This window comes from Streptomyces sp. C1-1, assembly GCF_050214755.1.
Lineage (GTDB): Bacteria > Actinomycetota > Actinomycetes > Streptomycetales > Streptomycetaceae > Streptomyces.
Window position 1 is genome coordinate 7092721 of the sequence record NZ_CP189826.1, and the last position, 26316, is coordinate 7119036.

A 26316-nucleotide genomic window follows, 5' to 3' on the forward strand; every position below is an offset into this window, starting at 1 on the left:
CTCAGACGGCCGGTCCCCCCGGTGCCGGTTCGGCCGGCTCGCCCAGCTCGCGCAGTTCGCGCCGTACCTCGTCCGCCTCCGCGTGGCCGAGTTCCTCCAGCAGGGCCAGCGCGGCCCGGCGTGCCGCGCGGGCGGCGTCCCGGTCGCCGAGGGCGAGACGGGCGTCGCCGAGATGACGCAGCACGTCGGACTCCAGATAGCGGTCGCCGATCCCGTGGAACAGCCGCGCCGACCTCTCGAAGTGCCCGATGGCCTCCGCGTGGTGGGCGAGATGGTGCAGGGCGTAGCCGAGCGTGTCCTGTGTCGAGGCCTCGCCGTAGGGGTCGCCGAGCTCCTGGTAGAACAGGACGGCCTCCTCACAGCGTTCGAGGGCCTTCTCGTGCTCCCCCAGCAGGATGTACGTCCACGCGACCTGGTTGAGCACACCGGCCTCGCCGCTGCGGTCGTCCTCGCACCGGTACAGCTCGATGGCCCGCGCGTAGTGGTCGAGTGCGGCGTGGCGGCGGTCCGTCCGGTTGCACAGATAGGCGAGGCCGCGATGCACCCGGGCCTGGCCGCCGGCGTGGTCCGCCGACCGGAACAGTTCCAGCGCGTCCTCGAGGTGACGCCGCGCCTGCGCGGCGTGGTCGAGCTGGGAGTGCGCGACGCCGAGCCCGCACAGCGAGTACGCCTCACCGATCACGGAACCGAGCGCCCGGGCCGACCGCAGCGCCGCGCCGTTGATCTCGAGGAGATCGTGCCAGTAGCCGAGCCGGTTGAAGTAGACGTCCAGGGCCGCCGCGGTGCGCCACGCGTGCGTGTCGAACCCGTGCGTGGCGGCGTGCGCGACGATCTCGCGCAGCACGTACCGCTCCGTGCGCAGCCACGCGGTCGCCTCCGCCCGGTCGTTGAACCGCAGTGGCGTGGCGTCCGTTGTGCTCGCCGGAAGGGGGATGGTCTCCCGGAAGGGGTCGAGGACCATGGAGGCGTCGTGCGCGGTGAACAGGAAGTGATCGTGCATCCGCAGCAGCGCCGCCCGGCACACCGCCTCGCCGTCCTCGTCCTCGGTGAGCTCCGCCGCGTAGGCGCGCAGCAGATCGTGGAAGACGTACCGGCCCGGAGCGCGTTCGATGAGCAGGCTGGCCCCGGTCAGCTCGGTCAGCAGGGTGCGGACCCTGCGCCGGTCCACGCCGGCCAGTGCGGCGGCCGCGGCGACGGTGATGTCCGGACCGGGGTGCAGGGCGAGCCGCCGGAAGAGACCGGCCGTCTCCGGCGACAGGGCGTGGTACGACCAGGAGAAGACGGCGCGTGCGTCGGTGCCGGCGTCGCCGCCGGCGAAGGCGTCCAGACTGCCGTGGTCCTGACGGAGTTCCTCGGCGATGCCGGCGAGCCGGAAGCCGGGGTTGAGGGCGGCCCGCGCCGCCACGATCGACAGGGCCAGGGGCAGCCCGGCGCACAGGCCGACGATGGCCCGGGCGGCCTCCGGCTCGGCGTCGACGCGGGCGTCGCCCAGCCGCCGGGCGAGCAGTTCGAGGGACTCCTCGGCGGACAGCGGGTTCAGCGCGAGCGGATGGGCGCCGTGCCGGGCGACCAGGCCGCTGAGCCGGCTGCGGCTGGTGACGATGACGAGGCAGCCGGGGGCGGCGGGCAGCAGCGGCGTCACCTGCTCGCTGTCGGCGGCGTTGTCCAGCACGATCAGCACACGCCGGTCGGCGAGAACACCGCGGTAGAGGGCCGCCCGCGCCTCCAGCTCCTCGGGGACCGCCTGCTGGGCGACCCCGAGCGCGACGAGGAACGTCTCGATCGCCTCGCCGGGGTTCATCCGCGAACCGGACGGGTCGTAGCCGCGCAGGTTGACGTAGAGGCTGCCGTCGGGGAAGCGGTGGGCGATCCGGTGCGCCCAGTGCACGGCGAGGGTCGTCTTGCCCGCGCCGGCCATCCCGCTGATCAGGCCGATCACGCTGGTCTGCGGATGCCCCTGGTCGGGCAGCAGCGCGGCGGCCCCGTCCAGTTGTGCCCGGCGGCCGGTGAACGTCGCGAGGTCGGTGGGGAGTTGAGACGGCCGTACGGCACTCACCCCATGACCGGGTCCGCCCGGCCCGTCATCGGTGCGGTCCGCGCCCCCCGCGTCCGTCGGCCCGCTCCCGCCCTCAACGAAGGGCACTTCGCCCGGCCCACCGGCTTCGGCCACCGCGCCGAAGCCGGCCCCCGCCGCACCGAAGAGATCGCCGGAACCGGTGGTCGGGCCGGAGCGGTGGCCGGCACCCGGCGCCGTGTCCGGGAGGCCGCCGCCGGCCGGAGCCTCCCGCCGGGAAGGCGGTGGCGTCGAACCGGAACCCCCGTCCGTGAGCAGCCCGGCGCGTACGGCGAGCAGCGACGGGCCGGGCTCGATGCCGAGTTCGTCGACGAGGGTGCGCCGGGTGCGGTCGTACACGGCGAGGGCCTCCGCCCGGCGTCCGCCGCGGTACAGGGCGAGGACGAGGAGTTCGCACAGCGCCTCCCGCAGGGGGTGCGCCTCGTACAGGGCGGTCAGTTCGGGCAGCACCCGGGCGTGCTGCCCGAGGTCGAGCTCGATGCGCAGCCGCGTCTCCAGGGCGGCCAGCCGCCGTTCCTCCAGCCTGCGCCGCTCGGCCTCGGCACGCGGTCCGGGCACCCCGGCCAGCGGGGTGCCCTCCCACAATCCGAGCGCACTGCGCAGCAGTTGTACGGCGGTACGGTCGTCGCCCCCGGTGTGCCGCGCCCCGGCCCGGGCGACGAGGTCCTCGAACCGGTCGACATCGCTGACGACGGCGTCGGCACGCAGGGCGTACCCGTCGCCCAGGGACACCACGAGGCGCGGCGCCCCGTCCGCGGGCCGGTCGGGTTCGAGGAGTCTGCGCAGCCGGGAGACGTAGGTGCGCAGCACGGAGACGGCGGCCGTCGGCGGGTCGGCGCCCCATATCCCGTCCACGAGTTCGCCGACGCCGACCGCCCGGCCCCGGCGCAACAGCAACAGTGCGAGGACGGCACGCTGTTGAGGGGGGCCGAGCGTCAGTTCCGTCTCCTGACGCCAGCCGCGCGGCGGACCCAGCAGAGAGAACCGGAACGACACCATTGCACTTGTGTCCACGCCGGGGACAGTAGCCGCAGAAACCGTGGCTCGTAACTTCGAACAGCTATTCCCGGACAGGCGTCAGGACAGCGCCGCCCCCGACACCGCCGTGGCCGTCACGGTGTTGTCGCACTCGGCGAACACCCCGTCGTCCAGGGCGACCTGGTGGAAGCCGGCACCCGGCAGGCCGATCACCATCGTCGGGTACGTCGTCGGCGTGGCGCCGGACTTGCAGTAGCCGTCGGCCTCGCCCTGGACCTGCACGAAGGTCAGCTTGAGCCAGGCCTTGCCACCGGGGGCCAGCTTGACCTGGCCGGCGGTGCCGGTGGGCGTCACCTTCAGCGGGGCGTTGTGCTGCGGGGAGCCGTTGCCGGCACCGGCCACCGTGGGGTGGCCCTGCAGGACGCAGGTCTGCTTGGAGGTGTTGGTGAACTCGAAGACCGCCGCGCCGGTTCCGGTGCCGACCGGACGGTTGGCGGCCTGGTGGGCGGTGACGTCCAGGGCGGTCGCCGCACAGGTCTTCACGGCCGTACCCGAAGAGCCGGAGCCCGAACCGGAGCCGGAGCCGGAGCTGGAGTGGGAGACGGGGGAGGCGGTCGCGGGCGGCGCCGACGGAGCGGAGCTCGGAGCCGAGGAGCCCGCCGTGGAGGAGGACGAGGCGGACGCCGAGGCGCTGGGCGTCTGCGAGGAGCCGCCGGTGCCGGACGCGGAGTCGCTCGACTGGCAGGCGGTCACCGCCAGCGCCGCGGAGAGCGCGGCCACCGCCAGCGCGGCCTTGCGGACAGTGTCGACGTGATGCATGAGGTTCCCCCGAAGTCGGTTCGCACGAGCCGGTCCCCGCCGGCTTTCGCCGAGGGAGACCGATCTCGGGCACCACGGGTTTCCCCTGTGCGTCACCTGTGACGCAGCGGTGACAGAACGCCGGTCAGGCCGCCGTCGCCGCCGCTTCCTCCTCCTTGGCGATGCCCACCGTCGCGTCCTGGTCGCCCTTGCCGCCCAGCGCGATCACGCTGAGCAGACAGCAGGCCAGGGCGGCGATGCCGCAGACGACGTACCCGATCGCGTAGCCGTTGCCGAGGGCCTCCAGGGCGATGGGCACCCCGCCGCCCGGCGGGGACGCCGGCGGGACCGAGTTGGAGGCGAGCGGGCCGCCCTCCGCCGCGACCTGCGCCGCCGCGGCCTTGGCCTGGGCGGACAGGTCGGAGGCGGCGAGCTTCTGGGTGAACTCGTCGGCGGCGCGGCTGAGCGCGATCGCGCCGATGACCGCCGGGCCGAGCGTGAAGCCGAAGTCGCGCAGCAGGCTGGTGGAGGCGCTGGCCATGCCCGCGTAGCGGACCTCGACCGTGTTCACGGCGGTCGCCGTGATCGAGGAGACGGTCAGCGCGAAACCGATGCCGACCAGGCCGATGGGCAGGATCAGCGAGGTCAGGGCGCGGTCGTGGACCGAGAGGGTGGCGGCCACGAAGTCGCCCGCCGCCATCAGGCCCAGACCGGAGCCGAGCACCCAGCGCGCGCTGACCCGCTCCAGCAGCCGGGAGATCAGCGGCATCAGCAGCAGCGTCCAGGCGTTGAGCAGAATGAACGCGAACGAGCCGCGCAGTGGGCTCTGGTGCTGGATCGGACCGAGCCGGATGCTGGTGGCGTACGCGGTGCCGAGGTAGCTGAACATGCCGACCACCGCGACGAACGACGCCACCGCGAACGCCCTGTTGCGGAACAGGTCCAGGCGCAACAGCGGTGCCTCGGCGCGCAGTTCGGCCACGACGAACAGGCCGACGAACACCACGGCGACGACGTAGGCGATCACCACCGGTGTCGCGGTCCAGCCGTCCGCCGGGCCCTGGATCACCGCGTAGAGCAGGGCGAACATGCCGACGCCGATGGTGATCTGGCCGGCCAGGTCGAGCGAACGGCCCTCCGGGGCGCTGGAGTTCTGGGCGAAGAGCTGGCTGAGCAGCGTGCTGACCAGCGCCAGGCCCGTGACCACGATGAACGCCCAGCGCCAGGAACCGTAGTTGCCGGTGATGCCGCCCAGTACGGGGGCGACGAAACCGCCGCTGGACAGGGCGGCGGCCCAGATGGTGATGGTGCGGGCCCGGTCCCGGGCCGAGTGGGTCCCGGCGGCGATCATCGCGAGCGACGTCGGGAACAGCGCCGCCGCGCCCAGGCCGGCGATGGCCTGACCCAACCAGAGAACGTGGATGCCGGTGCTGGCGGCGGCCAGCGCCTCGCCGAGCACGAGCAGCCCGCCGCCGCCGACCAGCAGCCGTTTGCGGCCGAACAGGTCACCGAGGACGCCGAACGTCAGCTCCAGCACCGACACCGGCAGCAGGAACGCGTCCGAGATCCAGGTCAGCTGCGAGCCGACGGGGTGCAGGTCCTCCTGGAAGAGACCGTTGAGGGTGGCCGGCATGGCCAGGGCGATCTGCGCCAGACAGACCGCGAAGCAGCCGGCCACCAGCGTGCCGACGGGCAGCCCGCCGGACGCCGGTTTCGTGGCGGTGCCGTCGGGGTGGGTGCGGGTTTCGGTGGACACGTGGGGCTCCCCTTCGAGCGGAGGACGGGGACGGGGGCGGCGCCGGGAACGCTGCGAATGTAGGGCAGTTTTTCAACACCGGTCAATGAGTTGCCCAATATCCGCGCACACGGGTGCCCACAGAGGAAGCCCAGCACGCCGTTCAGCTGCGCAAACCCCCGTCAGAGGGGATCACCACCCCGTCACTCGCCCCCGGTCGACTCCGTCAGCCGCCCCGCGACGTACTCCTCCCGCAGCGCGGTCTTGCGGATCTTGCCCGAGCCCGTCAGCGGGAAGCTGTCGACGAACACCCAGGTGCGGGGCGTCTTGTGGGGCGCCAGCTGGGCGCGGACGTGGTCGAAGAGTTCCTTCTCGCTCACCCGGCCCCCCGGGGAGCGGCGGACGAAGGCGGCGACCCGCTCGCCCCAGACCGGGTCCGGCAGCCCGACGACGGCGATCTCGGCCACCTCGGGATGAGCGGCGAGGACCTGTTCGATCTCGCGCGGGTAGATGTTCTCGCCACCTCGGATGATCATGTCCTTGAGCCGGCCCTCGATGCGGCAGTACCCGCGGTCGTCCATCGAGGCGAGGTCGCCGGTGTGCAGCCAGCCGTCTGCGTCCACGGCGGCGGCCGTGTGGTCCGGGGCGTCCAGATAGCCGGTCATGACGTGGTAGCCGCGGGTGCACAGCTCGCCGGTGACGCCGGCCGGCACGACCGCGCCCGACGCGTCCACGATCTTCACCTCGGTCCGCGGCAGCGGCCTGCCGACGGTGTGGGCGCGGTCGTACGGGGTGTCGTCGAGGCGGGTGATGGTGATGCCCGGGGAGGCCTCGGTCTGGGCGTAGACGACCGCCATCGGCACGCCGAAGGCCTGCTCAGCCCGGCGGACCAGCTCGGGCGGGACGGTGGCGCCGCCGGACAGCACGTACCGCAGCGAGGAGAGGTCGGTGTCGGGGAACGCCGGGTGCTCCAGCATGGCGAGGAGCATGGTCGGCACACCGCCGGTCATGATTGGGCGTTCGGACGCGGTGAGTTCCAGCATCAGCCCCGGGTCGAAGTATGGCGGCAGCACCTGCGTGCCGAGGCCGGCGATCGCCGAGAGGGTGGCCAGCACGCAGCCCGCGGTGTGGAACAGCGGCATCGGGTTGAGCGCGGCCTCGCCGGGCCGCAGACCGAAGGTACGGACGTAGGCCAGGCGGGCGTTGTTGGTGATGCCCCGGTGATGCAGGACCACGCCCTTGGGCACACCGGTCGTACCCGAGGTGTACTGGATCTGGGCCGGCGACGAGGCCGCGACCTCGGGCAGCGCCACGCCGGGGGAGCCCTCGGCGCAGAACTTCCCCCAGTCCTCGAACAGCACGCTCGTGCGCAGGTCGGGCAGGTCGGCGCGGATCTCGTCCAGGGTTCCCGCCATCGGGTTCCCGCGGAACTCCCGGCGCAGGAAGACACCGCTCGCGCGGGAGTGGCCCAGCACGTGCCGCAACTCAGCGGCTTTCAGCGCCGGGTTGACCGTGACCAGCGTGATGTCCGCGAGGGCCGCGGCGAGTTCGAGGATCACCCACTCCGGGATGTTGTTCGCCCACACCGCCACCCGCTCGCCGGGCGAGAACCGGCCCAGCAGGGCCCGTGCGGCGCGTTCGGCCTCGTCGAGCAGTGCGGCGTACGTCCACCGGCGCCGTTCGGCGGGCTCCGGGACGCCCTCGACCAGGGCGACCGTGTCCGGTGCCGACCCGGCCGCCCGGCGCAGCAGCGCCCCGACGGTCTCGTCGAGCAGTTCCTCGTCGGATGCGCCCTGCCGGTACGACGTCGTCACCATGGCGTCAGTATCCGGCGGGAAGCCGCGCCGAAGACAGCCCTTTTGACGCCTCGTCACTCCGGCGCGGACGGTTCGAGGGAGCGTGCCGTGACCTTCTCCAGGTGCCTGGTGAACACCTCACGGGTGTCCGGGGTGAGCGTGCGCAGGGCCACCAGTGCCGTGATCACCACGTCGCACAGCTCGCCCTGGACGTCCTCCCAGGTGTGGGTCACGCCCTTGCGGGGGTTCTGGCCGGTCACGCCGATCACCGCCTGAGCGACCTCGCCGACCTCCTCGGAGAGCTTGAGGACGCGCAGGAGGAGCCCCTCCGTGCCGCCGTGCGGGCGGTCGCCGTCCAGCCAGGTCCACAGGGCGTCGACGGAGGACCAGACGTCGGGGGAGGAGGTACAGGATGCGGAAGGGGAGTGCTGATCGGTCATGGGACCCACCCTGTCACCCGTCCGCCGAAGGGAGAGGTCACTCCCCGGACAGCGACTCCTGTGCGTCGAACCCCGCCGCCGCCTCCTCCCGCTCCGGCTTCTTCAGCCTGCGGTTCCGCGCGCCCACGACCATCGCCGTGACCGCGGCCGTCGCACCGAGCGCCGCCGGGACCATCCAGCCGCGGTCCAGGACGTGACCGAGGGCGTGGTCGAGGGAGAGCCGGCCGGGGCCGGTGACCGCGAGGCCGGTGGCGGCCAGGCCCAGGGTGGCCGCGTACTCGTAGCCGCCCTCCTGGTTGAAGAAGCCGTTCGGGGCGTGTACGGCGGCCGCACCGGCCATCGCGCCGGCCGCCGCCGCACCGGCCGCGGGCGTCGCCAGGCCCAGCGCCAGCAGCGTGCCGCCGCCCGCCTCCGCCAGGCCCGCCGCCGTCGCGCTCGCCCTGCCCGGGGCATAGCCGACGGACTCCATGAACTGGCCGGTCCCCTCGATGCCGTGGCCGCCGAACCAGCCCAGCAGTTTCTGCGCGCCGTGCGCCGCCAGCACACCTCCGGCCCCCAGCCGGAGCAGCAGCAGGCCCACATCACGTCGGTCGAAAGCAGTCACGATGACTCCCGGGAAGGACAGGAACGGACAACGGCAGCAGACACAGGACAGTCCCCTCCGCGTATCCACCGTCGCATCGCCGACACCCGGCGGACTTCCGCGCGCCGCCGTTCGGGTGGCGGCGGCAGGAGAGCGGTGTGAGTCTGGCTGCCATGACGATTCAACCGGCCAAACTCAGCGACCCGGTCGTGCGCGCCTTCGTCACCGCTGTCAACGCCCACGACCGCGACGCGTTCATGGCCCTGCTGACCGACGACGCGACCATGTCGGACGACGGCTCCGACCGCGACCTCGGCGACTGGATCGACCGGGAGATCTTCTCCTCCCACGGTCATCTGGACGTCGACAACGAGTCCCGGGGCGGTCGGGCGCTCGTCGCCCACTACCGCAACGACACCTGGGGCGAGATGCGCACCCGCTGGAGTTTCGACGTCACCGACGACGGCAGGATCGCCCGGTTCGAGACCGGGCAGGCGTGACACCTCCGGTGAAAGGGCTTGCCCTGGTGTGCACTCCAACTCCTAGCGTCTGTGTCCATGGAGACCAACAGGACTTTGGGACGCGGCGGGATCGAGGTCAGCGCCCTCGGCTTCGGCTGCTGGGCGATCGGCGGTGAGTGGTCCGACCTGGGCGGCCGGCCTCTCGGCTGGGGAAAGGTCGACGACGAGGAGTCCGTACGGGCGATCCACCGTGCCCTCGACCTCGGCGTGACCTTCTTCGACACGGCCGACGTGTACGGCACCGGGCACAGTGAGCGCGTGCTGGGCCGGGCACTCGGCAAGCGGCGCGGGGACGTGGTTCTCGCCACCAAGTGGGGCAACCTCTTCGACGAGACCACCCGCACTCTGAAAGGCGCGGACGTCTCGCCGGAGTACGTCCGCGAGGCGCTCACCGCCTCGCTCGCCCGCCTCGGCACCGACTATGTGGACCTGTACCAGCTCCACATCTCCGACGCCCACCCCGAACAGGGCGCCCGACTCCGCGCCGCCTGCGAGGAGTTGGTGCGGGAGGGCCTGATCCGCGCCTACGCCTGGAGCACCGACGACCCCGCCCGCGCCGCCGTCTTCGCCGAAGGCGACCACTGCGCCGCCGTACAGCACGCGCTGAACGTGTTCCAGGACGCCCCCGGCATGCTCGCCCTGTGCGAGGAGTCGGGCCTGGCGAGCATCAACCGCAGCCCCCTGGCGATGGGGTTGCTGGCGGGCAGGCGCCAGGGCGAGCTGCAGGCGGGCGACATCCGCAGCAGGCCGCCGGCCTGGCTGCCGGGCTTCGAGGAGGGCTCAGGAGCCGCGTCCGACTGGCTCTCCCGCGTCGACGCGATCAGGGAGATCCTCACCAGCGACGGCCGTACGCTAGCCCAGGGCGCCCTCGGCTGGATCTGGGCCCGCAGCCCCCGCACGGTCCCCATTCCCGGCTTCCGCTCGGTCGCCCAGGCCGAGCAGAACGCCGGCGCCATCGCCAAGGGGCCGCTCACCGCAGGGCAGTTGGCCGAGATCGACCGGATCCTGGGGAGGTGAGCGGCCCCGACGGGCCCGCCGGACAGGGTCAGCGGGCGACCTGACCGTCGTACGCCCCCACGCCGTACGGCTGTTGCTCCGTCAGTGTCAGCTGCCCCGCCTTGATGGTGGCCAGGCGCGGGGCGCGGCGGGCGATGGAGGAGTCGTGGGTGACCATGACGAACGTCAGCCCGTGCTCGCGCCACAGCCCCTCCAGCAGGGCCATGATGTCGTCCCGGGTGCCCTCGTCGAGGTTGCCGGTGGGCTCGTCGGCCAGCAGCACCTTCGGCTTCTTCACCAGCGCGCGGGCGATGGCGACGCGCTGCTGCTGGCCGCCGGACATCTCCGACGGGGCATGGCCCAGGCGCTCGCCGAGACCGACCGAGTGCAGCGCCTCGGCGGCGCGCTCCCGGCGCTCGGCGGGCTTCACGCCCAGCGGCACCAGCGCCGTCTCGACGTTCTCCTGCGCGGTCAGCGTCGGGATGAGGTTGAACGACTGGAAGATGATGCCGATGTTCTCGGCGCGCACCCGGGTCAGCTTGGTCTCGCTGATGCGGGCCAGGTCGACGCCGTCCAGCTCGACACTGCCCTCGGTCGGCCGGTCCAGGGCGCCGATCATCTGCAGCAGCGTGGACTTGCCGCCGCCGGTGGGGCCCTGGATGACGAGCTGGTCGCCGTCGGCGATGGTGAGGTCTACGCCGCGCAGCGCCTCCACCGTCTCCTTGCCCCGCGTGTAGCGCTTGGTGACGCCGGTGAGTCTGTACATGGAGTTCTCCACAGGAAGGTATGGGGTGGGGCGCCGCCTCCCGGGGGATGTACGGAGGCGGCGCCCGGTTCGGGGGCGGGGCTGTTACGAGACGCTGCGCAGGGCGTCCGCCGGACGCATACGGGAGGCACGCCAGCCGCCCATCGCGCCGGCGATCAGGCCGCCGGTGACCGCGAGACCCACCGCGAGCGCGATGGTGGTCAGGGAGACCGGGGCGGACAGGGCGATCTCCATGGAGCTGGAGGCCGACTGCTGACCCGGGCCGCCGCCGGGGCCACCGGGGCCGCCCATGCCGCCACCGCCGCCGGTGCTGCCGAGCTGCGCGGTCAGCTTCGGGCTGATCGCGGTGACCGCGTAGGCGGCGGCGAGGCCGAGCGCGATACCGAGAGCGCCGCCGATCAGACCGTTGACCATGGACTCGCCGACGACCTGCCGGGTCACCTTGCGGCTCGGCCAGCCCAGCGCCTTCAGGGTGCCGAACTCACGCACCCGGCGGGAGACGGCGGAGGAGGTCAACAGCGCCGCCACCAGGAAGGCCGCGGCCAGCACCGCGATCGACAGCCACTTGCCGACGCTGGTGGCCAGGTCGGAGGCGGTGGACAGGGAGCCGGAGACGGTGGACGCCAGGTCGGCGGAGGTGGTGACCGTCGTACCGGAGATGTTGGACTGGATGGCCTTCTTCACGGCCGAGATCTGCTGGGAGTCGGTCGCCTTGACGTAGATCGTGGTGACCTTGTTCTTCGCGTCGCCCAGCGTCTGCGCCCGCTTGAGCGGGACGAACACGTCGGTGGTCGACTCGCTGCTGTCGGGCGTCGCGATACCGATGACGGTGAACTTGGTGCCGGAGATCTTGAAGGTCGAACCGACCTTGTACTTCTTGGTCTTGGCGTAGGACTTGCCGACCACGGCGACCTTCGCGTTGGTCTGCGCGGAGGTGAAGGTCCTGCCCGAGGTGATCTTGGAGGTGGCCAGCGGGCCCAGATCCTGGTTCGTGACGTCGATGCCGGCCACGGAGTAGGAGTTGACGCTGAAGTTCGCGCCGCCGCCCTGGACCTGTGGCTGACCGCCGCCGCTGCTCGTGCCGCCGCCCGGTCCGCCCTGCTGCTGGGAGCCCGAGGAGGACGACGTGGAGGACTTGGCCTTGCCCTGGGTGAAGGAGCCGTCGACCTTGGTGACGTTCAGCGTGAGCGCGCCGACCGCGCTCGCCACGCCCTTCTGGGCGCCCACCTTGGTGACGAGGGAGGACGACAGGGCCTGACCGCCCTGGGTCATGACGCGGTCCGAACTCTGCTTGTTGCTGCTGCTCGACTTCGCGTCGAACTTGAAGTCCGGGCCCTGCGAGCTGCCCGCCTTGGGGGCCGACTGCGCCTTGGTCACGGTCATGTCCGTGCCGAGGCCGTAGAGCGATTTGAGGACCTTGTCCTGTGCCTGCGTCATACCGGCCGACACCGAGTCGACGGTGATGACCAGCGCGATACCGAGCGCCAGACCCAGTGCGATGACCAGGGCCGCCTTCTTTCTGCGGCCCAGTTCGCGCTTGAGATAGATGCCAAACATCCCGTTCCTCGAAGGTTCTTGGCGCCCGCTGTGGGCGCTGCCACAAGCTAGGGAGAAACCTTTGAGCCGGACTGAGTAAAGGATGTGTCGCAGCTGAGAAAACGGGGTATGACTTCAAATTTTCGTCAGACAGGTGATTCCTGAGCAGGAGAGAGGCTGCTGCCAGGAAAGCCCAGTTGAGTGGCCGGGGGTCCGGGGATTGCCCCTCAGAAGGATGCAGTACGGTCCCCGGATGCATGGTTCCTCTCCGCTCTCCCGGCGTGCCGTTCTCGGCTTGGCCGCCACCGCGTTCCCGCTTGCCGCGGCGACCCCCGCACATGCCGCGACCGTCGTCGGCGGGGCGCGTCTCGCCCGCCCCGGAGTCCAGGGCACGGGTCTGCCGAAGAAGCTCACCGCCGCCGCCTGGCTCGTGGCCGACGGCGACACCGGAGAGGTCCTCGCCTCCCGCGACGCGCACAAGCGGCTCGCTCCCGCCTCCACGCTGAAGATGCTGTTCGCCGACACGGTCCTGAAGAAGTTCGACCGCGCCGAGCGCTACAAGGTGACCGACGCGGACCTCGCCGACGTCCCGTCCGGATCCAGCCTGGTCGGTATCAAGCCCGGGATCACCTACACCGTCGAGCAGTTGTGGCAGGGCGTCTTCCTGCGCTCCGGCAACGACGCCGTGCACGTGCTCTCCCACATGAACGGCGGCATAGCGAAGACCGTCGCCGAAATGCAGGCCAGGGCCGAGGACCTGCAGGCCCTCGACACCCATGTCGTCAGCCCCGACGGCTTCGACCACAAGGGCCAGCTCTCCTCCGCCTACGACCTCACCCTCTTCGCCCGGCACGGCCTGAAGAACCCCGACTTCCGCGCCTACTGCCACACCAGGACCGCGGACTTCCCGGCCGGCGGCAAGAAGACCTTCCAGATCCAGAACACCGACCGCCTGCTGACGGGCGCGTGGGGCGTGAAGACGTACGACGGGCTGATCGGCGTCAAGAACGGCTACACCAGCCATGCCGGCAACACCTTCACCGGTGCCGCGACCCGCGGCGGCCGTACCCTGCTGGTGACGGTGATGCACCCCACCAGCGGCTACAACGCGGTCTACGAGGAGACGGCCGCGCTGCTCGACTGGGGCTTCAAGAAGAGCAGTTCAGTGGAAGCGGTGGGCAGACTGGTCGAGCCGCTGAGCGAGGGCGGGGCACGGGCGACGCCGAGCCACAAGACGGTGCGGGCGGCGGCCGGCGCTCCGGGCGCGGGCTCCGGCTCGCCCTCGGGCTGGCGGCTGCTGGAAGGTGCGGGCGGCACGGCCGCGCTGCTGGCCGGTGGGGCGTGGGCGCTGCGCAGGCGGCGCAAGAACGAGGGCGAGCACGCCGGTTGAGATGCGTGCGGCAGCCGTTCCGCGCACCGGTGCGTAACCCGCGGTCCCACGCGGGATCCACCCCCACCCGGTGCGGCGGAACGACTGCCGACTCCCCCCTCGGTTTGGCCTTGCGAGGCGTGCGAGCAGCCTGCGCCTACGGAACCTCACTGCTCCAAGTGTGAAGCTCTTGTGTAGGAGATTTGAGCATAGATCCACGACCGGTCGCAATGGTCCGGACGCTTCAATTCCGTTTGTGCAAGTTGACGAGTTGACGGTTCTTCCGTGCGCCAGGAACGCGCTCAGCCGCGCCCGATGTACGGCATCGTGGTCGCCAACACCGTCGCGAACTGCACGTTCGCCTCCAGCGGCAGCTCCGCCATGTGCCGCACGGTGCGCGCCACATCGGCGACGTCCATCACCGGCTCGGGCGCCACGGAACCGTTCGCCTGCACCACCCCCGCCTGCATCCGTTGCGTCATGTCGGTGGCCGCGTTGCCGATGTCGATCTGCCCGACGGCGATGCGATACGGCCGCCCGTCCAGGGACAGCGACTTGGTCAGGCCGGTCAGGGCGTGCTTGGTCGCCGTGTAGGCCACCGACAGCGGCCGGGGCGTGTGCGCGGAGATGGACCCGTTGTTGATGATCCGTCCACCCTGCGGCCGCTGCTCCTTCATCTGCCGGAACGCCGCCTGCGCGCACAGGAACGCCCCGTTGAGGTTGGTGTCCACCACATGCCGCCACGCGTCGTACGACAGCTCCTCCACCGGCACACCGCCCGGCCCGAACGTCCCCGCGTTGTTGAACAGCAGATCCACCCGCCCGAACCGCTCCACGGCGGCCGCGAACAGCGCCTCGACCTCCTCCGGCCGCGAGACGTCCGTGCGTACGGCGACGCAGGCGCCCCCGGGCACCAGCTCCGCCGTCCGCTGAAGCGTCTCCGGCCGCCGCCCCGCCAGCGCCACGGACCAGCCCGCCCGCAGCAGTTCCACCGCGACCGCCCGGCCGATCCCCGACCCGGCACCGGTCACCACCGCGGTCCTCGATTCCGTCTCAGTCATGCCCGGCAGCGTAGGCGAGCGTCCGGCATGCGGGACCGCCGCGTCCGCCATCCGGGTGTTGTGCACCCGACAAGGTGGGTCGGCGTCGGACTCCCGCGGACCCGCTCCCTCAACTGTGACGGGAGGACTGGATGACCATCACCACACGCCGTTCGCGGTGGCACACACCGGAGCTCCGCGCCGCCGCCCGGCAGCTCGGCCGCCGCGCATGACCACGACCGGCGTGCCGATCTCCACGGCCGCCTCCTTCGTGACGGAGGTGGGCAGCCAGGGGCTCAAGCCGGCGTGACGGCCGCCACCGGGTCGAGGGGGCCTTCCGGTGCCGGGTCCTCGCCGGGGTAGCGGACGCCGATCCGCTCCCGGATCGCGTCCAGCGTCCGCATCACCGCGAGCGTGCCGTCGAGCGGGACGAGCGGCGACTCGGTCTCGCCGGCGCGCAGGGCCCGCATGACCTCCGCGGCCTCGTGCCGGAGGCTGTTGCGCGGGCCGTCGGCCGGGTCGGCGGCGAAGTCCTCGGGGTCGCGGCCGTCCCGGTGCAGCACGAAGCGGTCCGGGAAGAAGAAGCCGTGCGGGATGTCGATACGGCCCTGCGAGCCGGTGATCGACGCCGAGGTCGCCGTACCGCCGACGATGGAGCAGTGCACCGAAGCAAGAGCGCCGCTCTCCCAGGAGAGCAGTGCTCCCGTCTGGAGATCGACGCCCTCCTCCGAGAGCACCGCTCTCGCCGTGACGTCCGACGGCTCACCGAGCAGCAGGTGCGCGAACGACACCGGATACACCCCGAGATCCAGCAGCGAACCGCCGCCCTGCAGCGGGTCGCGCAGCCGGTGCGCGGGAGGGAAGGGCCCGGCCAGCCCGAAGTCCGCCTGCACATGGCGCACCTCGCCGACGGCGCCGTCGTCGACCAGCGCCTTCAGCCGCCGCACCAGCGGATTGCAGTACATCCACATCGCTTCCATCAGGAAGCTCCCGCGCCCCCGCGCCAGCGCGACCAGTTCCTCCGCCTCGCGCGCGTTCAGGGTGAACGCCTTCTCGCACAGCACGTTCCGTCCGGCCTCCAGGCACAGGCCGGCGGCCGCACGGTGCGCCGAGTGCGGGGTGGCGACGTACACGACATCGATGTCCGTGTCCTCGGCGAGCGCGCCCCACTCGCCGTAGGCCCTCCCGATCCCGAACCGTTCCGCGAACGCGTCCGCCGACGCCTGCGACCGCGAGGCCACCGCGACGACCTCCGCGTCCGGCAGGTCCACCAGGTCCGCCGCGAACGCGGCGGCGATCCCGCCGGTCGCCAGAATCCCCCACCGCACGTTTTCCGCGGTCATGCCCACCCTCGCTCAAGTGACGTCCGGCACTGTGTACGAGCTGAGAGCATAGGTGCCGGAGCAATCGGAAAGGGAGGGGCCCATGCCCGAGCAGGGCGTACCGACATCCCCCATACAGCGGGCGGCCGGACCGGAGACGGAACCGGCCGCCGGTGCCGAGGCGCGCCGCACCGGCCTGCTCGTCGTCCTCGTCCTGGGCGGCCTCACCGCCACGCCCCCGCTGGCGATGGACATGTACCTCCCCTCCCTGCCCGAGGTCACCCGCTCCCTGCACGCCCCCGCCGCCACCGTCCAGCTCACCCTCACCGCCTGCCTGCTCGGCATGGCGCTCGGGCAGCTCGTGGTCGGCCCGATGAGCGACAAGTGGGGGCGCAGGCGGCCGCTGCTGACCGGCCTCGCCGTGTACGTCCTCGCCACCGCCCTGTGCGCCCTGGCGCCGACCGTCGGGGCCCTGGTCGCCTTCCGGCTGGCGCAGGGCCTGGCCGGCGCGGCCGGGATCGTCATCGCCCGGGCCGTCGTACGCGACCTGTACGACGGCGTGGCCATGGCCCGCTTCTTCTCCACCCTGATGCTGGTCTCCGGGGTCGCGCCGATCGTGGCGCCGCTGATCGGCGGGCAGCTCCTGCGGGTGACGGACTGGCGGGGCGTGTTCGTCGTCCTCACCGTCGTCGGGCTGCTGCTGGGCGGGCTGGTGTGGGCGAAGCTGCCCGAGACCCTGCCGGGCCCGGAGCGGCACGGCGGGGGAGTGGGCGAGGCGCTGCACTCCATGCGACGGCTGCTGGCGGACCTGCCGTTCAGCGGGTTCATGCTGGCCGGCGGCTTCGCCTTCGCGGCGCTGTTCGCCTACATCTCGGCCTCTCCGTTCGTGATCCAGGAGATCTACGGCGCCTCCCCGCAGACCTTCAGCCTGCTGTTCGGCCTGAACTCCGTCGGGCTGGTCGCGGTCGGCCAGATCAACGGCAAGGTGCTGGTGGGACGGGTGAGCCTGGAGAAGGTGCTCGGGGTCGGCCTCGCGGTCGTCATCGCGGCCGCCACCGCCCTCCTGCTCATGTCGGCGGGCGTCTTCGGCGAGACGGGACTCGTGCCGGTCGCCGCCGCGCTGTTCGTGCTCATGTCGGCCATGGGCGTCACCCTTCCCAACGCCCAGGCCCTCGCGCTGATGCGCACCAGGCACTCCGCCGGGTCCGCGTCCGCGCTGCTCGGCACGTCCTCCTTCCTCATCGGCGCGGTCGCCTCCCCGCTGGTCGGCATCGCCGGCGAGCACACCGCCGTCCCGATGGCCGTCGTCCAACTGGCGGCCGCACTGGTGGCACTGGCCTGCTTCATGGGAATGTGCCGTCCCTGGAACAGACGTGCGACGGCAGAGGGAGCAGAGAACTGAGCGCGCCGAGACTGCGGGCCGACACCCCCGAACGGGCCGGACTCGACCCCGGGGAACTGCGTCGCCTCGTCCGGGAGGTCCACGACCTCACCACCGGGGAGCACCCCTGGGCCGCCGGGGTCGTGGTGGTCGCCGGGCGCGGACCGGTGATCGCCGTCGAGGAGGCGGCGGGCTGGGCCGTGCGGTACTCCGCCTACGACCCGGACACCGACACCGGTATCGAACTGCCGAAGCGGGACCGGGTGCCGATGACCGTCGGTACCCCCTTCGACCTGGCCTCCCTCACCAAGCTGTTCACCTCCGTCGCCGCCGTGCAGCAGATCGAGCGCGGCACCCTCGGCATCGACGCGCGGGTCGGCGCGTACCTGCCGGAGTTCCGGGCGGCGGCCCGGCACGGGATCACCGTGCGGGAACTGCTGACGCACACGTCCGGGCTGCGGCCCGAACTCCCCCTGTACGACTGTGCCGACGACGCCGAACGGATGGCGATGCTGCGCGCCGAGGCTCCCGTCGGGGTGCCCGGCGCCTACACCTACTCCGACCTCAACATGCTGCTCCTGCAGTACCTCCTGGAGCGCCTCACCGGCCGGACCCTCGACGTCCTGATCCACGAGGGCATCACCCGCCCCCTCGGCATGACCGCGACCGACTTCGGGCCCTGCCCCGGCGCGGCCGCCACCGAGGACCAGCGGCGGCCGTGGGCCAAGGCGGACCGGGGAATGCTGCGGGGTGTCGTCCACGACGAGAACGCGTGGGCGCTGGGCGGGGTCGCCGGACACGCCGGGCTGTTCTCCACGGGAAGGGACCTGGCGGTCTTCTGCCGGACCCTGCTCGCCGGAGGGTCGTACGGGCCCGCGCGCATCCTCGGACCGGACTTCGTGGAGCTGCTGCTGAAACCTCCCGGGCTGGGGTTCGCGGTGGACCAGCCGTGGTTCATGGGGGAGTTGGCGGGGCGGGGGGCGGCGGGCCACACCGGGTTCACGGGGACGTCGCTGGTGCTGGATCCGGCTACGGACACGTTCGTGGTGCTGCTGGGGAACGCGGTGCACCCGAGGAGGCGGCCGGGGGACAGCGGGCCGCGGGCGGCTGCGGGGACGCGGGTGGCGCGGGCCGTCCTGGGGGCGCTGCCCCCAGAACCCCGCCGGCCCTGAACGGGCCTCGTCCTCACAAGCCGGACGGGCTGAGATGCCCGAACGGCGTCGGGAGGGGACGCCTTAGAATCTCCCGGTGAACGCCCCCGCATCCCCGGCCGAGACCCTCCGCGGCACCCTCGCCGACCTGCTCGACGGTCTGCCGCCCAAGCAGGCCGCGCAGGCCGTCGAGCGGCTGATCGCCAACTACCGGGGCGCCACCCCCACCGACGCCCCCATCCTCCGCGACCGGGCCGACGTCGCCGCCTACGCCGCCTACCGGATGCCGGCCACCTTCGAGGCCGTGCGGTCGGCGCTCGCCGCGTTCGCCGCGGCCGTGCCCGACTGGGAGCCCGGCAGCCACGTGGACCTCGGCGGCGGGACCGGCGCCGCCACCTGGGCCGTCACCGACATCTGGCCCGGCGGACGCGGCGTCACCGTCCTCGACTGGGCCGAACCCGCCCTCGCCCTCGGCAGGGAACTCGCCGCGGCCAACCCCGACCTGCGCGACGCCAGGTGGCAGCGCTCTCGGATCGGAGCGGCGCTCACCGTCGAGAGCACTGATCTCGTCACGGTCTCCTACGTCCTCAACGAGCTGACCGAGGCCGACCGCGCCGCCCTCGTCGACGCCGCCGCCTCCGCCGCCCAGGCCGTCGTGATCGTCGAGGCCGGCACACCCGCCGGCTACGCCCGCGTCATCGAGGCCCGCGGCCGGCTGATCGCCGCCGGCTTCCAGGTCGCCGCCCCCTGCCCGCACAGCGCCGCCTGCCCGATCGTCCCCGGCGAGGACTGGTGCCACTTCTCGGCCCGGGTCAGCCGCTCCTCCCTGCACCGCCAGGTCAAGGGCGGATCGCTGGCGTACGAGGACGAGAAGTTCAGCTACGTCGCCGCCGCCCGCTTCCCCGTCGCCCCCGCCCCCTCCCGCGTCGTGCGCCGCCCGCAGATCCGCAAGGGCCAGGTCCTGCTCGACCTGTGCGAGACCGAGGAACGGCTGCGCCGCACGACCGTCACCAAGCGGCACGGCGACCTGTACAAGGCCGCGCGGGACGCCGACTGGGGCGACTCCTGGCCGCCGCGCGCGGCACGGCCGTAGGCGCCGAGCCGATACCGTCGACCCATGGTCAAGAAGCCGGCCCCGGACGCCACCCGCCGCAGCGAGAGCTCCCGTCGCGCGATCCACGACGCCGCCCTCGCACTGGTCGGCGAGGTCGGCTACCCCAGGACGACCATCGAGGCCATCGCCGCACGGGCCGGTGTCGGCAAGCAGACGATCTACCGGTGGTGGGGGTCGAAGGCGGACGTCCTGCTGGAAGCGTTCCTCGACCTCAGCGCGCAGGCGGCGCGCGAGGCCGGCGGGGAGCCGTACGTCATCCCGGACACCGGTGACCTCGCCGCCGACCTCAAGGCCGTGCTGCGGGCCACCGTCGACCAGCTCACGGACCCCCGGTTCGAGGTGCCGTCCCGGGCACTGGCCGCCGAGGGCCTGGTCAACGAGCAGGTCGGCCGGGAGTTCGTCGCCAAGCTCCTCGAGCCCAGCCTCCAGCTGTACGTCGACCGGCTGCGCGCCGCCCAGGAGGCGGGCCAGGTGCGCCCGGAGATCGACCCGCGCATCGCCCTCGAACTGTTCGTCTCACCCCTGGCCCAGCGCTGGCTGCAGCACACGGGCCCGATCTCCTACGACTACACCGACACCCTCGTCGACTACGCCCTGCACGGCCTCGCGCCGCGCTGACCCGGTGGTCGCCTCGTCCCGCTCGTCCCGCCTGCCCCGATTCACGGCTCCCGACCCCCGATGCGCCAGATGGTGGGACCATAGGGCATGCTGAATCGCACGACGGCGAGGCGAGGGGATAGATGAGCGGGGACGTAGGCGGCCGGACCGGCCTGCAGGGCAAACTCTCCCAGTGGCTGCGCGGACGCCGCCCGAAGGAGGCCGCCGCGGAGGACCGCGGCCGGGAGGCCCTGCTGCTGGCCGCCGCCGAAGCGGGCCTGCCGCTCGCGCCCGCCGCCCACCCCGCGGCCGACTACCGCTGCTCCTGCGACCGCGTGGGCTGTCCCACCCCGGCCCGGCACCCGGTGTCCTTCGCCTGGCAGACGCAGTCCACCACCGACCGCGCGCAGATCGAACGCTGGGCCCGGCACCAGCCCCAGGCCAACTTCATCACCGCCACCGGCATGGTCCACGACGTCCTCGACGTCCCCGTGGAGGCGGGCCGGGAGGCGCTGGAGCGGCTGCTCGGCGCCGGGATCGAGGTCGGGCCGGTCGCCGAGAGCGACGACGGCCGCATGCTCTTCTTCACCCTCACCCGCGGCACCCCCGAGGACGAGGACGAGTGGTGGCCCTGCGAGCTGGACTGCCACCCCGAGACCATGGACGAGCACCCCGGCCTGCGCTGGCACTGCCGCGGCTCCTACGTCCTGGTGCCGCCCGCCCGGCTCCCCGGCGACCAGAGCGTGCACTGGGTGCGCGGCCCGGAGCACCCCCTGCCCGACCCGCTGAGCCTGCTCGAGGTCCTCACCGACGCCGGCGCCCGCCACGCCGGCGAGGAGGCCGACCACACGGGCGCGGCCTGGCCCCTGCGCCGCTGACGGGACCGACGGGCCCTAGCTGCCCTCGGCCGAGGTCATGCCCTCCAGCCGGGACAGGATGGTGACCTGGCCGTCGCCGGCCGGAACCAGGGCCACCTCGTTCGACATGAACTGCATGGTGAGGGACTGCTTGACCTCGCCCGTCGTCAGCGCCCGCACGGCCGCGTTCTGTGCGGGGATCGAGGAGTTCGGGGCCGCGGTCATCTTCTGGAAGCGGCGGTGGGCGAAGAACACCAGAGCGCCGCCGTCCTCGGTGCGCAGCGCGAGCGGGGCGTAGTCGCCGTCGCTCAGCGGCTGGTCGATGAACTGTGTGGCCAGGCCCGGCTTCTTGGCGTTCTTGGCGCGGGCCGTCCGCCACTCGCTGGTGTGCGGGCCGTCGGCGAAGGTCTTGCCGCCGCGCTTGAGGTAGGTCGCGTAGTCCTTGCTCAGGGCCTCGGGCGCGACGGCCAGCCCGGTGGAGTTCGCGGGCACGGCCTCGGCCCGGCCGTCCCCGTCGGTCTTGATCCGCGGCAGCGTACCGGGCTTGACCAGCGTCAGATACGCCACCTGCCACGGCCGGCCCAGTCCGTCGCGGGTGAACACCAGCAGCCAGCGCAGACTGCCGCCCTTGTTGCCCCGTGCCTCTGCCACGAACCAGCGCGGCCAGCCGGCCTTCTTCGGGATCGTGAACGTCGCGTCGGTCAGCTTCAGCGGCGAGTACGCCGGATTGCCGCCCGGGGCGGTCGTGTGGCCGGCCTTCAGCCTGGCCGCGTCGATGTCGCCGAGAGCGCCGGTCACATGGTCGGCGTCGAGCGAACTGTCGTACGCCTTGTCCGCCTTGTTGTACGCGGTCGTGAACGCCGTCAGTGCCTTGGCGGCCTCGGCCCGGGTGGCGGAGGGGAGCACCTCGCGCTCCCCGTGCACCACCACGCAACCGCTCGCCGTCAACGACAAAGCGGTCAACGAGGCCGCTATCAGTACGCGTCGGTCAAGCCTTGGACGCCTCAGACGGCTGCGATCCCTGCTCATCGCGATCCTTCACCTTCCCCTTCCCGGAGGCGAACCCTACCGGGGCGAAGAACAGCGCGAGCGTCGGGATCAAGTACAGCAGCCACACCGTGACCTGAAGCACCGTCGGGTCGGGCTGGAAGTTGAACACGCCCTTCAGCAGCGTGCCGTACCAGCTGTCCGGCGGGATGGTGCTGGAGATGTCGAAGGCCAGGTGCGTCAGACCGGGGATGATGTCGGCCTCCTGCAGGTCGTGGAAGCCGTACGCGAGCACGCCCGCCGCGACCACCACCAGCATGCCGCCGGTCCAGGTGAAGAACTTGGCCAGGTTGATCTTCAGGGCGCCGCGGTAGAACAGCCAGCCCAGCAGGACGGCCGTCGCCAGGCCCAGGGCCACGCCGATCAGGGGGCGCGGGGTGCCGTCGCTGGCCGCGTGGACGGACGCCCACACGAACAGGGCGGTCTCCAGGCCCTCGCGGCCGACGGCGAGGAACGCGGTGGCGACCAGCGCGCCCGTGCCCATCGCGAGGGCCGCGTCCAGCTTGCCGTGCAGTTCGGACTTCAGGTGCCGGGCCGTTCGGCGCATCCAGAAGACCATCCACGTCACCAGGCCGACCGCGACGACCGACAGGGTGCCGCCGAGGCCCTCCTGCGCCTGGAACGTCAGCTCCTGGGAGCCGAACTCCAGGACGCAGCCGAAGCCCATCGCGATCAGGACGGCGATGGAGATGCCGATCCAGATGGGCCGGATGGCGTCCCGGCGCCCGGTCTTGACCAGGTAGGCGATCAGGATGCAGACGACGAGGCTGGCTTCCAGGCCCTCGCGCAGGCCGATCAGGTAGTTGGAGAACACGGGCTACGCCTCCTTGGAGAACAGCGTGCTGCCCCACCAGTCGCCCTTGTCGCGGACGCCCGGCGGGACGGCGAAGACCGCCGAACCCACGTGCTGGATGTACTCGTTGAGCGCGTCCTGCGCCGACAGCCTGCGCTGGAGCGGGATGAACCCCTTGCGCACGTCGCGCTGGTAGGCCAGGAAGAACAGGCCCGCGTCGAGACGGCCGAGGCCGTCGGTGCCGTCGGTGAAGGAGTAGCCCCGGCGCAGGATCGTGATCCCGCCGTTGGAGTCGGGGTGCGCGAGCCGCACGTGCGCGGTGGGCTTCATCGCCTTCAGGAACGGCGCGTCGTGCTCCTTCGCCCTGCCGACCGGGGCGCCCTCGCCCTTGTCGCGGCCGAAGACGTCCTCCTGCTCCTGCAGGGAGGTGCGGTCCCAGGTCTCGATGTGCATCCGGATGCGGCGGGCGACCAGGTAGGAGCCGCCGGTCATCCAGTCCGGCCCGTCCTTCTCGCCGACCCACACGAACTTCTTCAGCCGGTCCGTCTCGGTGCCCGCGATGTTGCGGGTGCCGTCCTTGAAGCCCATCAGGTTGCGCGGGGTCTGCGCGTCGGGGGTCGTGGAGGAGGTCTTGCCGAAGCCGAGCTGCGACCAGCGGATGTTGACCGTGCCCATGCCGATGCGGGCCAGGTTGCGGATCGCGTGCACCGCGACCTGCGGGTCGTCGGCGCAGGCCTGGATGCACAGGTCGCCGCCCGTGCGGGTCTTGTCGAGGTTGTCGCCGGCGAACTGCGGGAGGTCGACCAGGGCCTCGGGCCGCTTGTCCTTGATCCCGAACTTGTCGCCGAACCTCTCGAACAGCGACGGACCGAAGCCGATGGTGAGCGTCAGGCGGGAGGGCTTGAGGCCCAGTGCCTCGCCGGTGTCGTCCGGCGGGGCCTCGGCCAGACCGCCGTACGCGCCCTCGCCGACCGCCTTGCCCGCCGTCATCCGGCGCGCCGCCTCGGTCCAGTCCTTGAGCATCCGCACGAACTCGGCGCGGTCGTCGGTCTGTACGTCGAACGCGGCGAAGTGCAGCCTGTCCTGCACCGGGGTGGCGATACCCGCCTGGTGGGCGCCGTGGAAGGAGACCGCGGCGCCCGTCTCGGCGGCGGCCGGGTCCACGTCGTTGCCGACGCGGGTCATCGCGACCGCGCCGCCGGCCGCGGCGGCGCCGAGCGCGAGCCCGGCCCCGCCCCAGCCGATCAGCGAGCGCCGGCTGGGCGCCTTGATGTCGCCCGCGTCGGCGGCGGTGGCTTCCTGCGTGTCCGTCATGGTCAGTCGTCCCCTACTTCACGACGGCGGCGGCGAGCTTGGACAGCGGCTCCGCGAGCGCGTTCACCGCGTCCGAGAGCTCCTTGCGCTGGGCCTCGGTCACGGTGTCGTACGAGACGAAACCGTCCGAGGTCTTGGTCGAGCGGTACTTGTCGAGCGTCGTGTCGAGTGCGGCGAACCGCTTGTCCAGCTCGGCGGTCAGCGCCTTGTCGTTCTTCTGGGCGACCGGCTTGAGCAGCTCGTACGCCTTCTGCGCGCCCTCGACGTTGGCCCTGAAGTCGCTGAGGTCGGTGTGCGAGTAGCGGTCCTCCTCGCCGGTGACCTTGCCGGTGGAGACCTCGTCCAGCAGCTCCTTGGCGCCGTTGGCCATGGAGGTCGGGGTGATCTCGGCCTTGCCGATCCGCTCCTGCCAGTCCTTGAGGTCGGTGACCAGCTGGTCGGCCAGGGCCTTCTGGTCGGCGCCGATCTTCTTGTCCTGCCACAGCGCCTTCTCCAGCGCGTGCCAGCCGGTCCACTTCTGGCCCTTCTCCAGGCCGTCGGCGCGGGTGTCGGTCTTGGGATCGATGTCGCCGAAGGACTCGGCGATCGGCTCGGTGCGCTCCCAGCCGACGCGGGAGGGGGCGTAGGCGTTCTGGGCGGCCTTCAGGTCGCCGGCCTTGATCGCCTTGGCGAAGACCCCGACCTTGGGGATGGTCGCGTCGGCCTGCTCCTGCGCGTACTCGCGGTAGGCGGCGACGGCCTTGTCGAGCTGCGGGTCGCGCTTGGCGGCGGCGCCCGAGCCGGTGACGGTGAGCTTCTGCCGGACGCCGTGGCCCTTCATGCCCGGACGGCACGCGATCTCGTACGAGCCCGCCTTCACCTCGGCGGTCAGCGTGTACTTGGTGCCCGGCCCGATGTTCTCCTTCTCCGACACGATCCGGTCGTCCGGGAAGAGGATCTCGACCTCGGTCGCCTGGGAGCCGGTGTTCTGGATGCTGAGCGTGACCTGGCCGGCCGGGATCGACGTGGCGGAGGTGTCGCACTTGGAGTCGGCGGCGGTCACCTTGATCGCCCCGTCACCGTCGGCCTCGCTCTTCTGCGTGCAGCCGGTGACGGCGGTCAGGGCCGCGGCCGTGGCTACGGCGGTGACGACGGAGAGTCTGGCGGCTCGCATGCAGGCTCCAAGTGATGGCGAAAAATCGCGTGTCCGGACCCACCAAGGGATGGTGAGGCTCGCCTAACTTATCTAAGGCTTGCCTGCGTGATACCCACCCATGCGGTGATTCAGCTCTCATGGACGCTGTATGAGCACGCCCCGGTCACGGTGGCCAAAAGCAGACCCCATGGAATGGTCAAGGAATGTTCAAGGGCCCGAGTGGTGCCGAGACCTGCCGTGCGCACCTCGCCGTGCGAGCGGTGTTTCAATTTCCTCGTGACTGACTACGACGTGCTGCGCGTCTTCTGCGCGGCCAACGGCGGCTACGGCAACGAGCTCGGTGTCGTCCGGGAGGGCTCGGTGATGCCCGAGCGGGCGGAGCGGCAGGCCTTCGCCGGGAAGCTGGGGTTCAGCGAGACCGTGTTCGTCGACGACCCCGAGCGCGGCGTGATCGACATCTACACGCCGACCCTGCGGCTGCCCTTCGCCGGTCACCCCTGTGTCGGCGTGGCCTGGCTCCTCGACGTGGAGGAGCTGGTGACGCCGGCCGGTGTGGTCGGGGCCCGCCAGGACGGGGAGTTCAGCTGGATCGAGGCACGGGCGGAGTGGGCCCCGCCGCGCACGCTGCGCCAGTACGCCACGGCCGCCGAGGTCGACGAGCTGCCCGTGCCGCCCAAGGGCGAGCGAAGCGAGATGGGGGTGCCCCCGGACGAAGTCTGGGGCGGGATCTACGCCTGGGCGTGGGAGGACGAGGCGGCCGGGCGGGTGCGGGCGCGTGCCTTCCCCGGCCGGGACGACGGGATCGACGAGGACGAGGCGACCGGCGCGGCGGCACTGCTGCTGACCGACCGGCTCGGGCGCGCGCTCAACATCACCCAGGGGGCCGGGTCGCAGATACTCACCGCCCCGCAGCCGTACGGATGGGTGGAGATCGGCGGACGCGTGTTCCTGGAGCGCCAGCCGGAGCGCTGAG

24 protein-coding genes are annotated in these 26316 nt (G+C 72.0%); 10 read left to right on the forward strand and 14 right to left on the reverse strand.

Translation table 11 applies throughout. The features are described 5' to 3' along the window. Position 1: 1 nt before the first annotated feature. Together ACQF4J_RS32195 and ACQF4J_RS32200 are read right to left on the reverse strand one after the other, a co-directional pair. On the reverse strand, positions 2-3088 hold the full coding sequence (locus tag ACQF4J_RS32195) for an AfsR/SARP family transcriptional regulator (RefSeq protein WP_427167438.1): 3087 nt from the start codon (positions 3086-3088) through the stop codon (positions 2-4). A 63-nt stretch (positions 3089-3151) separates the two neighbouring features. Continuing rightward, the gene (locus tag ACQF4J_RS32200) at positions 3152-3595 is read right to left on the reverse strand and encodes a DUF4232 domain-containing protein (protein ID WP_351572400.1); all 444 of its coding nucleotides are present in this window, start codon (positions 3593-3595) and stop codon (positions 3152-3154) included. Between ACQF4J_RS32200 and ACQF4J_RS32205 the strand changes: the two genes are divergently transcribed. Then, positions 3561-3866 carry a hypothetical protein gene (locus tag ACQF4J_RS32205; protein ID WP_427167439.1) on the forward strand — a complete coding sequence of 102 codons (306 nt, stop codon included), beginning with the start codon at positions 3561-3563 and terminating at the stop codon, positions 3864-3866. The two genes, ACQF4J_RS32200 and ACQF4J_RS32205, sit on opposite strands and share 35 nt — an antisense overlap. A gap of 129 nt (positions 3867-3995) precedes the next feature. Here the strand turns inward: ACQF4J_RS32205 and ACQF4J_RS32210 are convergent, their stop codons facing one another. The 4 genes from ACQF4J_RS32210 to ACQF4J_RS32225 form a co-directional block, all read right to left on the reverse strand. Then, positions 3996-5606 (reverse strand): MFS transporter, encoded by a 1611-nt coding sequence (locus ACQF4J_RS32210; RefSeq protein ID WP_351572406.1) that lies wholly within the window; start codon positions 5604-5606, stop codon positions 3996-3998. A 182-nt stretch (positions 5607-5788) separates the two neighbouring features. Then, complete coding sequence (locus ACQF4J_RS32215) at positions 5789-7402, reverse strand: AMP-binding protein (RefSeq protein ID WP_427167440.1); 1614 nt, start codon at positions 7400-7402, stop codon at positions 5789-5791. Positions 7403-7455: 53 nt separating this feature from the next. Next, positions 7456-7821, reverse strand: coding sequence for a MazG-like family protein (locus ACQF4J_RS32220; RefSeq protein WP_351572412.1), 366 nt, complete (start codon positions 7819-7821; stop codon positions 7456-7458). Between the two features lie 37 nt (positions 7822-7858). After that, on the reverse strand, positions 7859-8425 hold the full coding sequence (locus tag ACQF4J_RS32225) for a DoxX family protein (RefSeq protein ID WP_427167441.1): 567 nt from the start codon (positions 8423-8425) through the stop codon (positions 7859-7861). Positions 8426-8577: 152 nt separating this feature from the next. Here ACQF4J_RS32225 and ACQF4J_RS32230 point away from each other — a divergent pair, with 152 nt between their 5' ends. Next, positions 8578-8904, forward strand: coding sequence for a nuclear transport factor 2 family protein (locus tag ACQF4J_RS32230; RefSeq protein WP_351572418.1), 327 nt, complete (start codon positions 8578-8580; stop codon positions 8902-8904). A gap of 57 nt (positions 8905-8961) precedes the next feature. Then, a complete protein-coding gene (locus ACQF4J_RS32235) occupies positions 8962-9942 on the forward strand; it encodes an aldo/keto reductase (protein WP_351572421.1) in 981 nt (326 codons plus the stop codon). A gap of 28 nt (positions 9943-9970) precedes the next feature. Here the strand turns inward: ACQF4J_RS32235 and ACQF4J_RS32240 are convergent, their stop codons facing one another. Together ACQF4J_RS32240 and ACQF4J_RS32245 are read right to left on the reverse strand one after the other, a co-directional pair. Then, positions 9971-10687, reverse strand: a complete 717-nt coding sequence (locus tag ACQF4J_RS32240) for an ABC transporter ATP-binding protein (protein ID WP_427167442.1) — start codon at positions 10685-10687, stop codon at positions 9971-9973. An 84-nt stretch (positions 10688-10771) separates the two neighbouring features. After that, complete coding sequence (locus tag ACQF4J_RS32245) at positions 10772-12244, reverse strand: ABC transporter permease (protein ID WP_427167443.1); 1473 nt, start codon at positions 12242-12244, stop codon at positions 10772-10774. Between the two features lie 232 nt (positions 12245-12476). Here ACQF4J_RS32245 and ACQF4J_RS32250 point away from each other — a divergent pair, with 232 nt between their 5' ends. Beyond that, positions 12477-13613 (forward strand): D-alanyl-D-alanine carboxypeptidase family protein, encoded by a 1137-nt coding sequence (locus ACQF4J_RS32250; protein ID WP_351572428.1) that lies wholly within the window; start codon positions 12477-12479, stop codon positions 13611-13613. 281 nt (positions 13614-13894) lie between these two features. On the opposite strand, the gene ACQF4J_RS32255 is transcribed toward ACQF4J_RS32250, so the two are convergent. Together ACQF4J_RS32255 and ACQF4J_RS32260 are read right to left on the reverse strand one after the other, a co-directional pair. Further along, positions 13895-14653 carry an SDR family oxidoreductase gene (locus ACQF4J_RS32255; protein WP_351572431.1) on the reverse strand — a complete coding sequence of 253 codons (759 nt, stop codon included), beginning with the start codon at positions 14651-14653 and terminating at the stop codon, positions 13895-13897. A gap of 275 nt (positions 14654-14928) precedes the next feature. Further along, positions 14929-15975 (reverse strand): Gfo/Idh/MocA family protein, encoded by a 1047-nt coding sequence (locus tag ACQF4J_RS32260; RefSeq protein WP_351572434.1) that lies wholly within the window; start codon positions 15973-15975, stop codon positions 14929-14931. 82 nt (positions 15976-16057) lie between these two features. Between ACQF4J_RS32260 and ACQF4J_RS32265 the strand changes: the two genes are divergently transcribed. The 5 genes from ACQF4J_RS32265 to ACQF4J_RS32285 all read left to right on the forward strand — a co-directional run bounded on the left by ACQF4J_RS32265 (position 16058) and on the right by ACQF4J_RS32285 (position 21075). Beyond that, positions 16058-17356 (forward strand): multidrug effflux MFS transporter, encoded by a 1299-nt coding sequence (locus ACQF4J_RS32265; RefSeq protein WP_427167444.1) that lies wholly within the window; start codon positions 16058-16060, stop codon positions 17354-17356. Beyond that, positions 17308-18507, forward strand: coding sequence for a serine hydrolase domain-containing protein (locus ACQF4J_RS32270; RefSeq protein WP_351572440.1), 1200 nt, complete (start codon positions 17308-17310; stop codon positions 18505-18507). The genes ACQF4J_RS32265 and ACQF4J_RS32270 overlap by 49 nt, the downstream gene beginning before the upstream one ends. 76 nt (positions 18508-18583) lie before the next feature. Continuing rightward, the gene (locus tag ACQF4J_RS32275) at positions 18584-19579 is read left to right on the forward strand and encodes a small ribosomal subunit Rsm22 family protein (protein WP_351572443.1); all 996 of its coding nucleotides are present in this window, start codon (positions 18584-18586) and stop codon (positions 19577-19579) included. 24 nt (positions 19580-19603) lie between these two features. Next, complete coding sequence (locus tag ACQF4J_RS32280; protein WP_351572446.1) at positions 19604-20218, forward strand: TetR/AcrR family transcriptional regulator; 615 nt, start codon at positions 19604-19606, stop codon at positions 20216-20218. 122 nt (positions 20219-20340) lie between these two features. Beyond that, entirely contained in the window at positions 20341-21075 is a 735-nt protein-coding gene (locus tag ACQF4J_RS32285; protein WP_351572449.1) for a bifunctional DNA primase/polymerase, read from the forward strand. 15 nt (positions 21076-21090) lie between these two features. On the opposite strand, the gene ACQF4J_RS32290 is transcribed toward ACQF4J_RS32285, so the two are convergent. The 4 genes from ACQF4J_RS32290 to efeO are packed head-to-tail and all read right to left on the reverse strand — an operon-like array spanning position 21091 to position 25361. Then, positions 21091-22083 (reverse strand): hypothetical protein, encoded by a 993-nt coding sequence (locus ACQF4J_RS32290; protein WP_427167445.1) that lies wholly within the window; start codon positions 22081-22083, stop codon positions 21091-21093. Continuing rightward, positions 22043-22915, reverse strand: coding sequence for an iron uptake transporter permease EfeU (gene efeU / locus ACQF4J_RS32295; RefSeq protein WP_427167446.1), 873 nt, complete (start codon positions 22913-22915; stop codon positions 22043-22045). The genes ACQF4J_RS32290 and efeU overlap by 41 nt, the downstream gene beginning before the upstream one ends. Positions 22916-22918: 3 nt before the next feature. Next, the gene (efeB, locus tag ACQF4J_RS32300) at positions 22919-24208 is read right to left on the reverse strand and encodes an iron uptake transporter deferrochelatase/peroxidase subunit (protein ID WP_351572458.1); all 1290 of its coding nucleotides are present in this window, start codon (positions 24206-24208) and stop codon (positions 22919-22921) included. A 13-nt stretch (positions 24209-24221) separates the two neighbouring features. Beyond that, positions 24222-25361: an iron uptake system protein EfeO gene (gene efeO / locus ACQF4J_RS32305; protein WP_427167447.1), complete on the reverse strand. Its 1140-nt coding sequence runs from the start codon at positions 25359-25361 to the stop codon at positions 24222-24224. A gap of 258 nt (positions 25362-25619) precedes the next feature. Between efeO and ACQF4J_RS32310 the strand changes: the two genes are divergently transcribed. After that, complete coding sequence (locus tag ACQF4J_RS32310) at positions 25620-26315, forward strand: PhzF family phenazine biosynthesis protein (protein ID WP_351572464.1); 696 nt, start codon at positions 25620-25622, stop codon at positions 26313-26315. Position 26316: the final 1 nt, after the last annotated feature.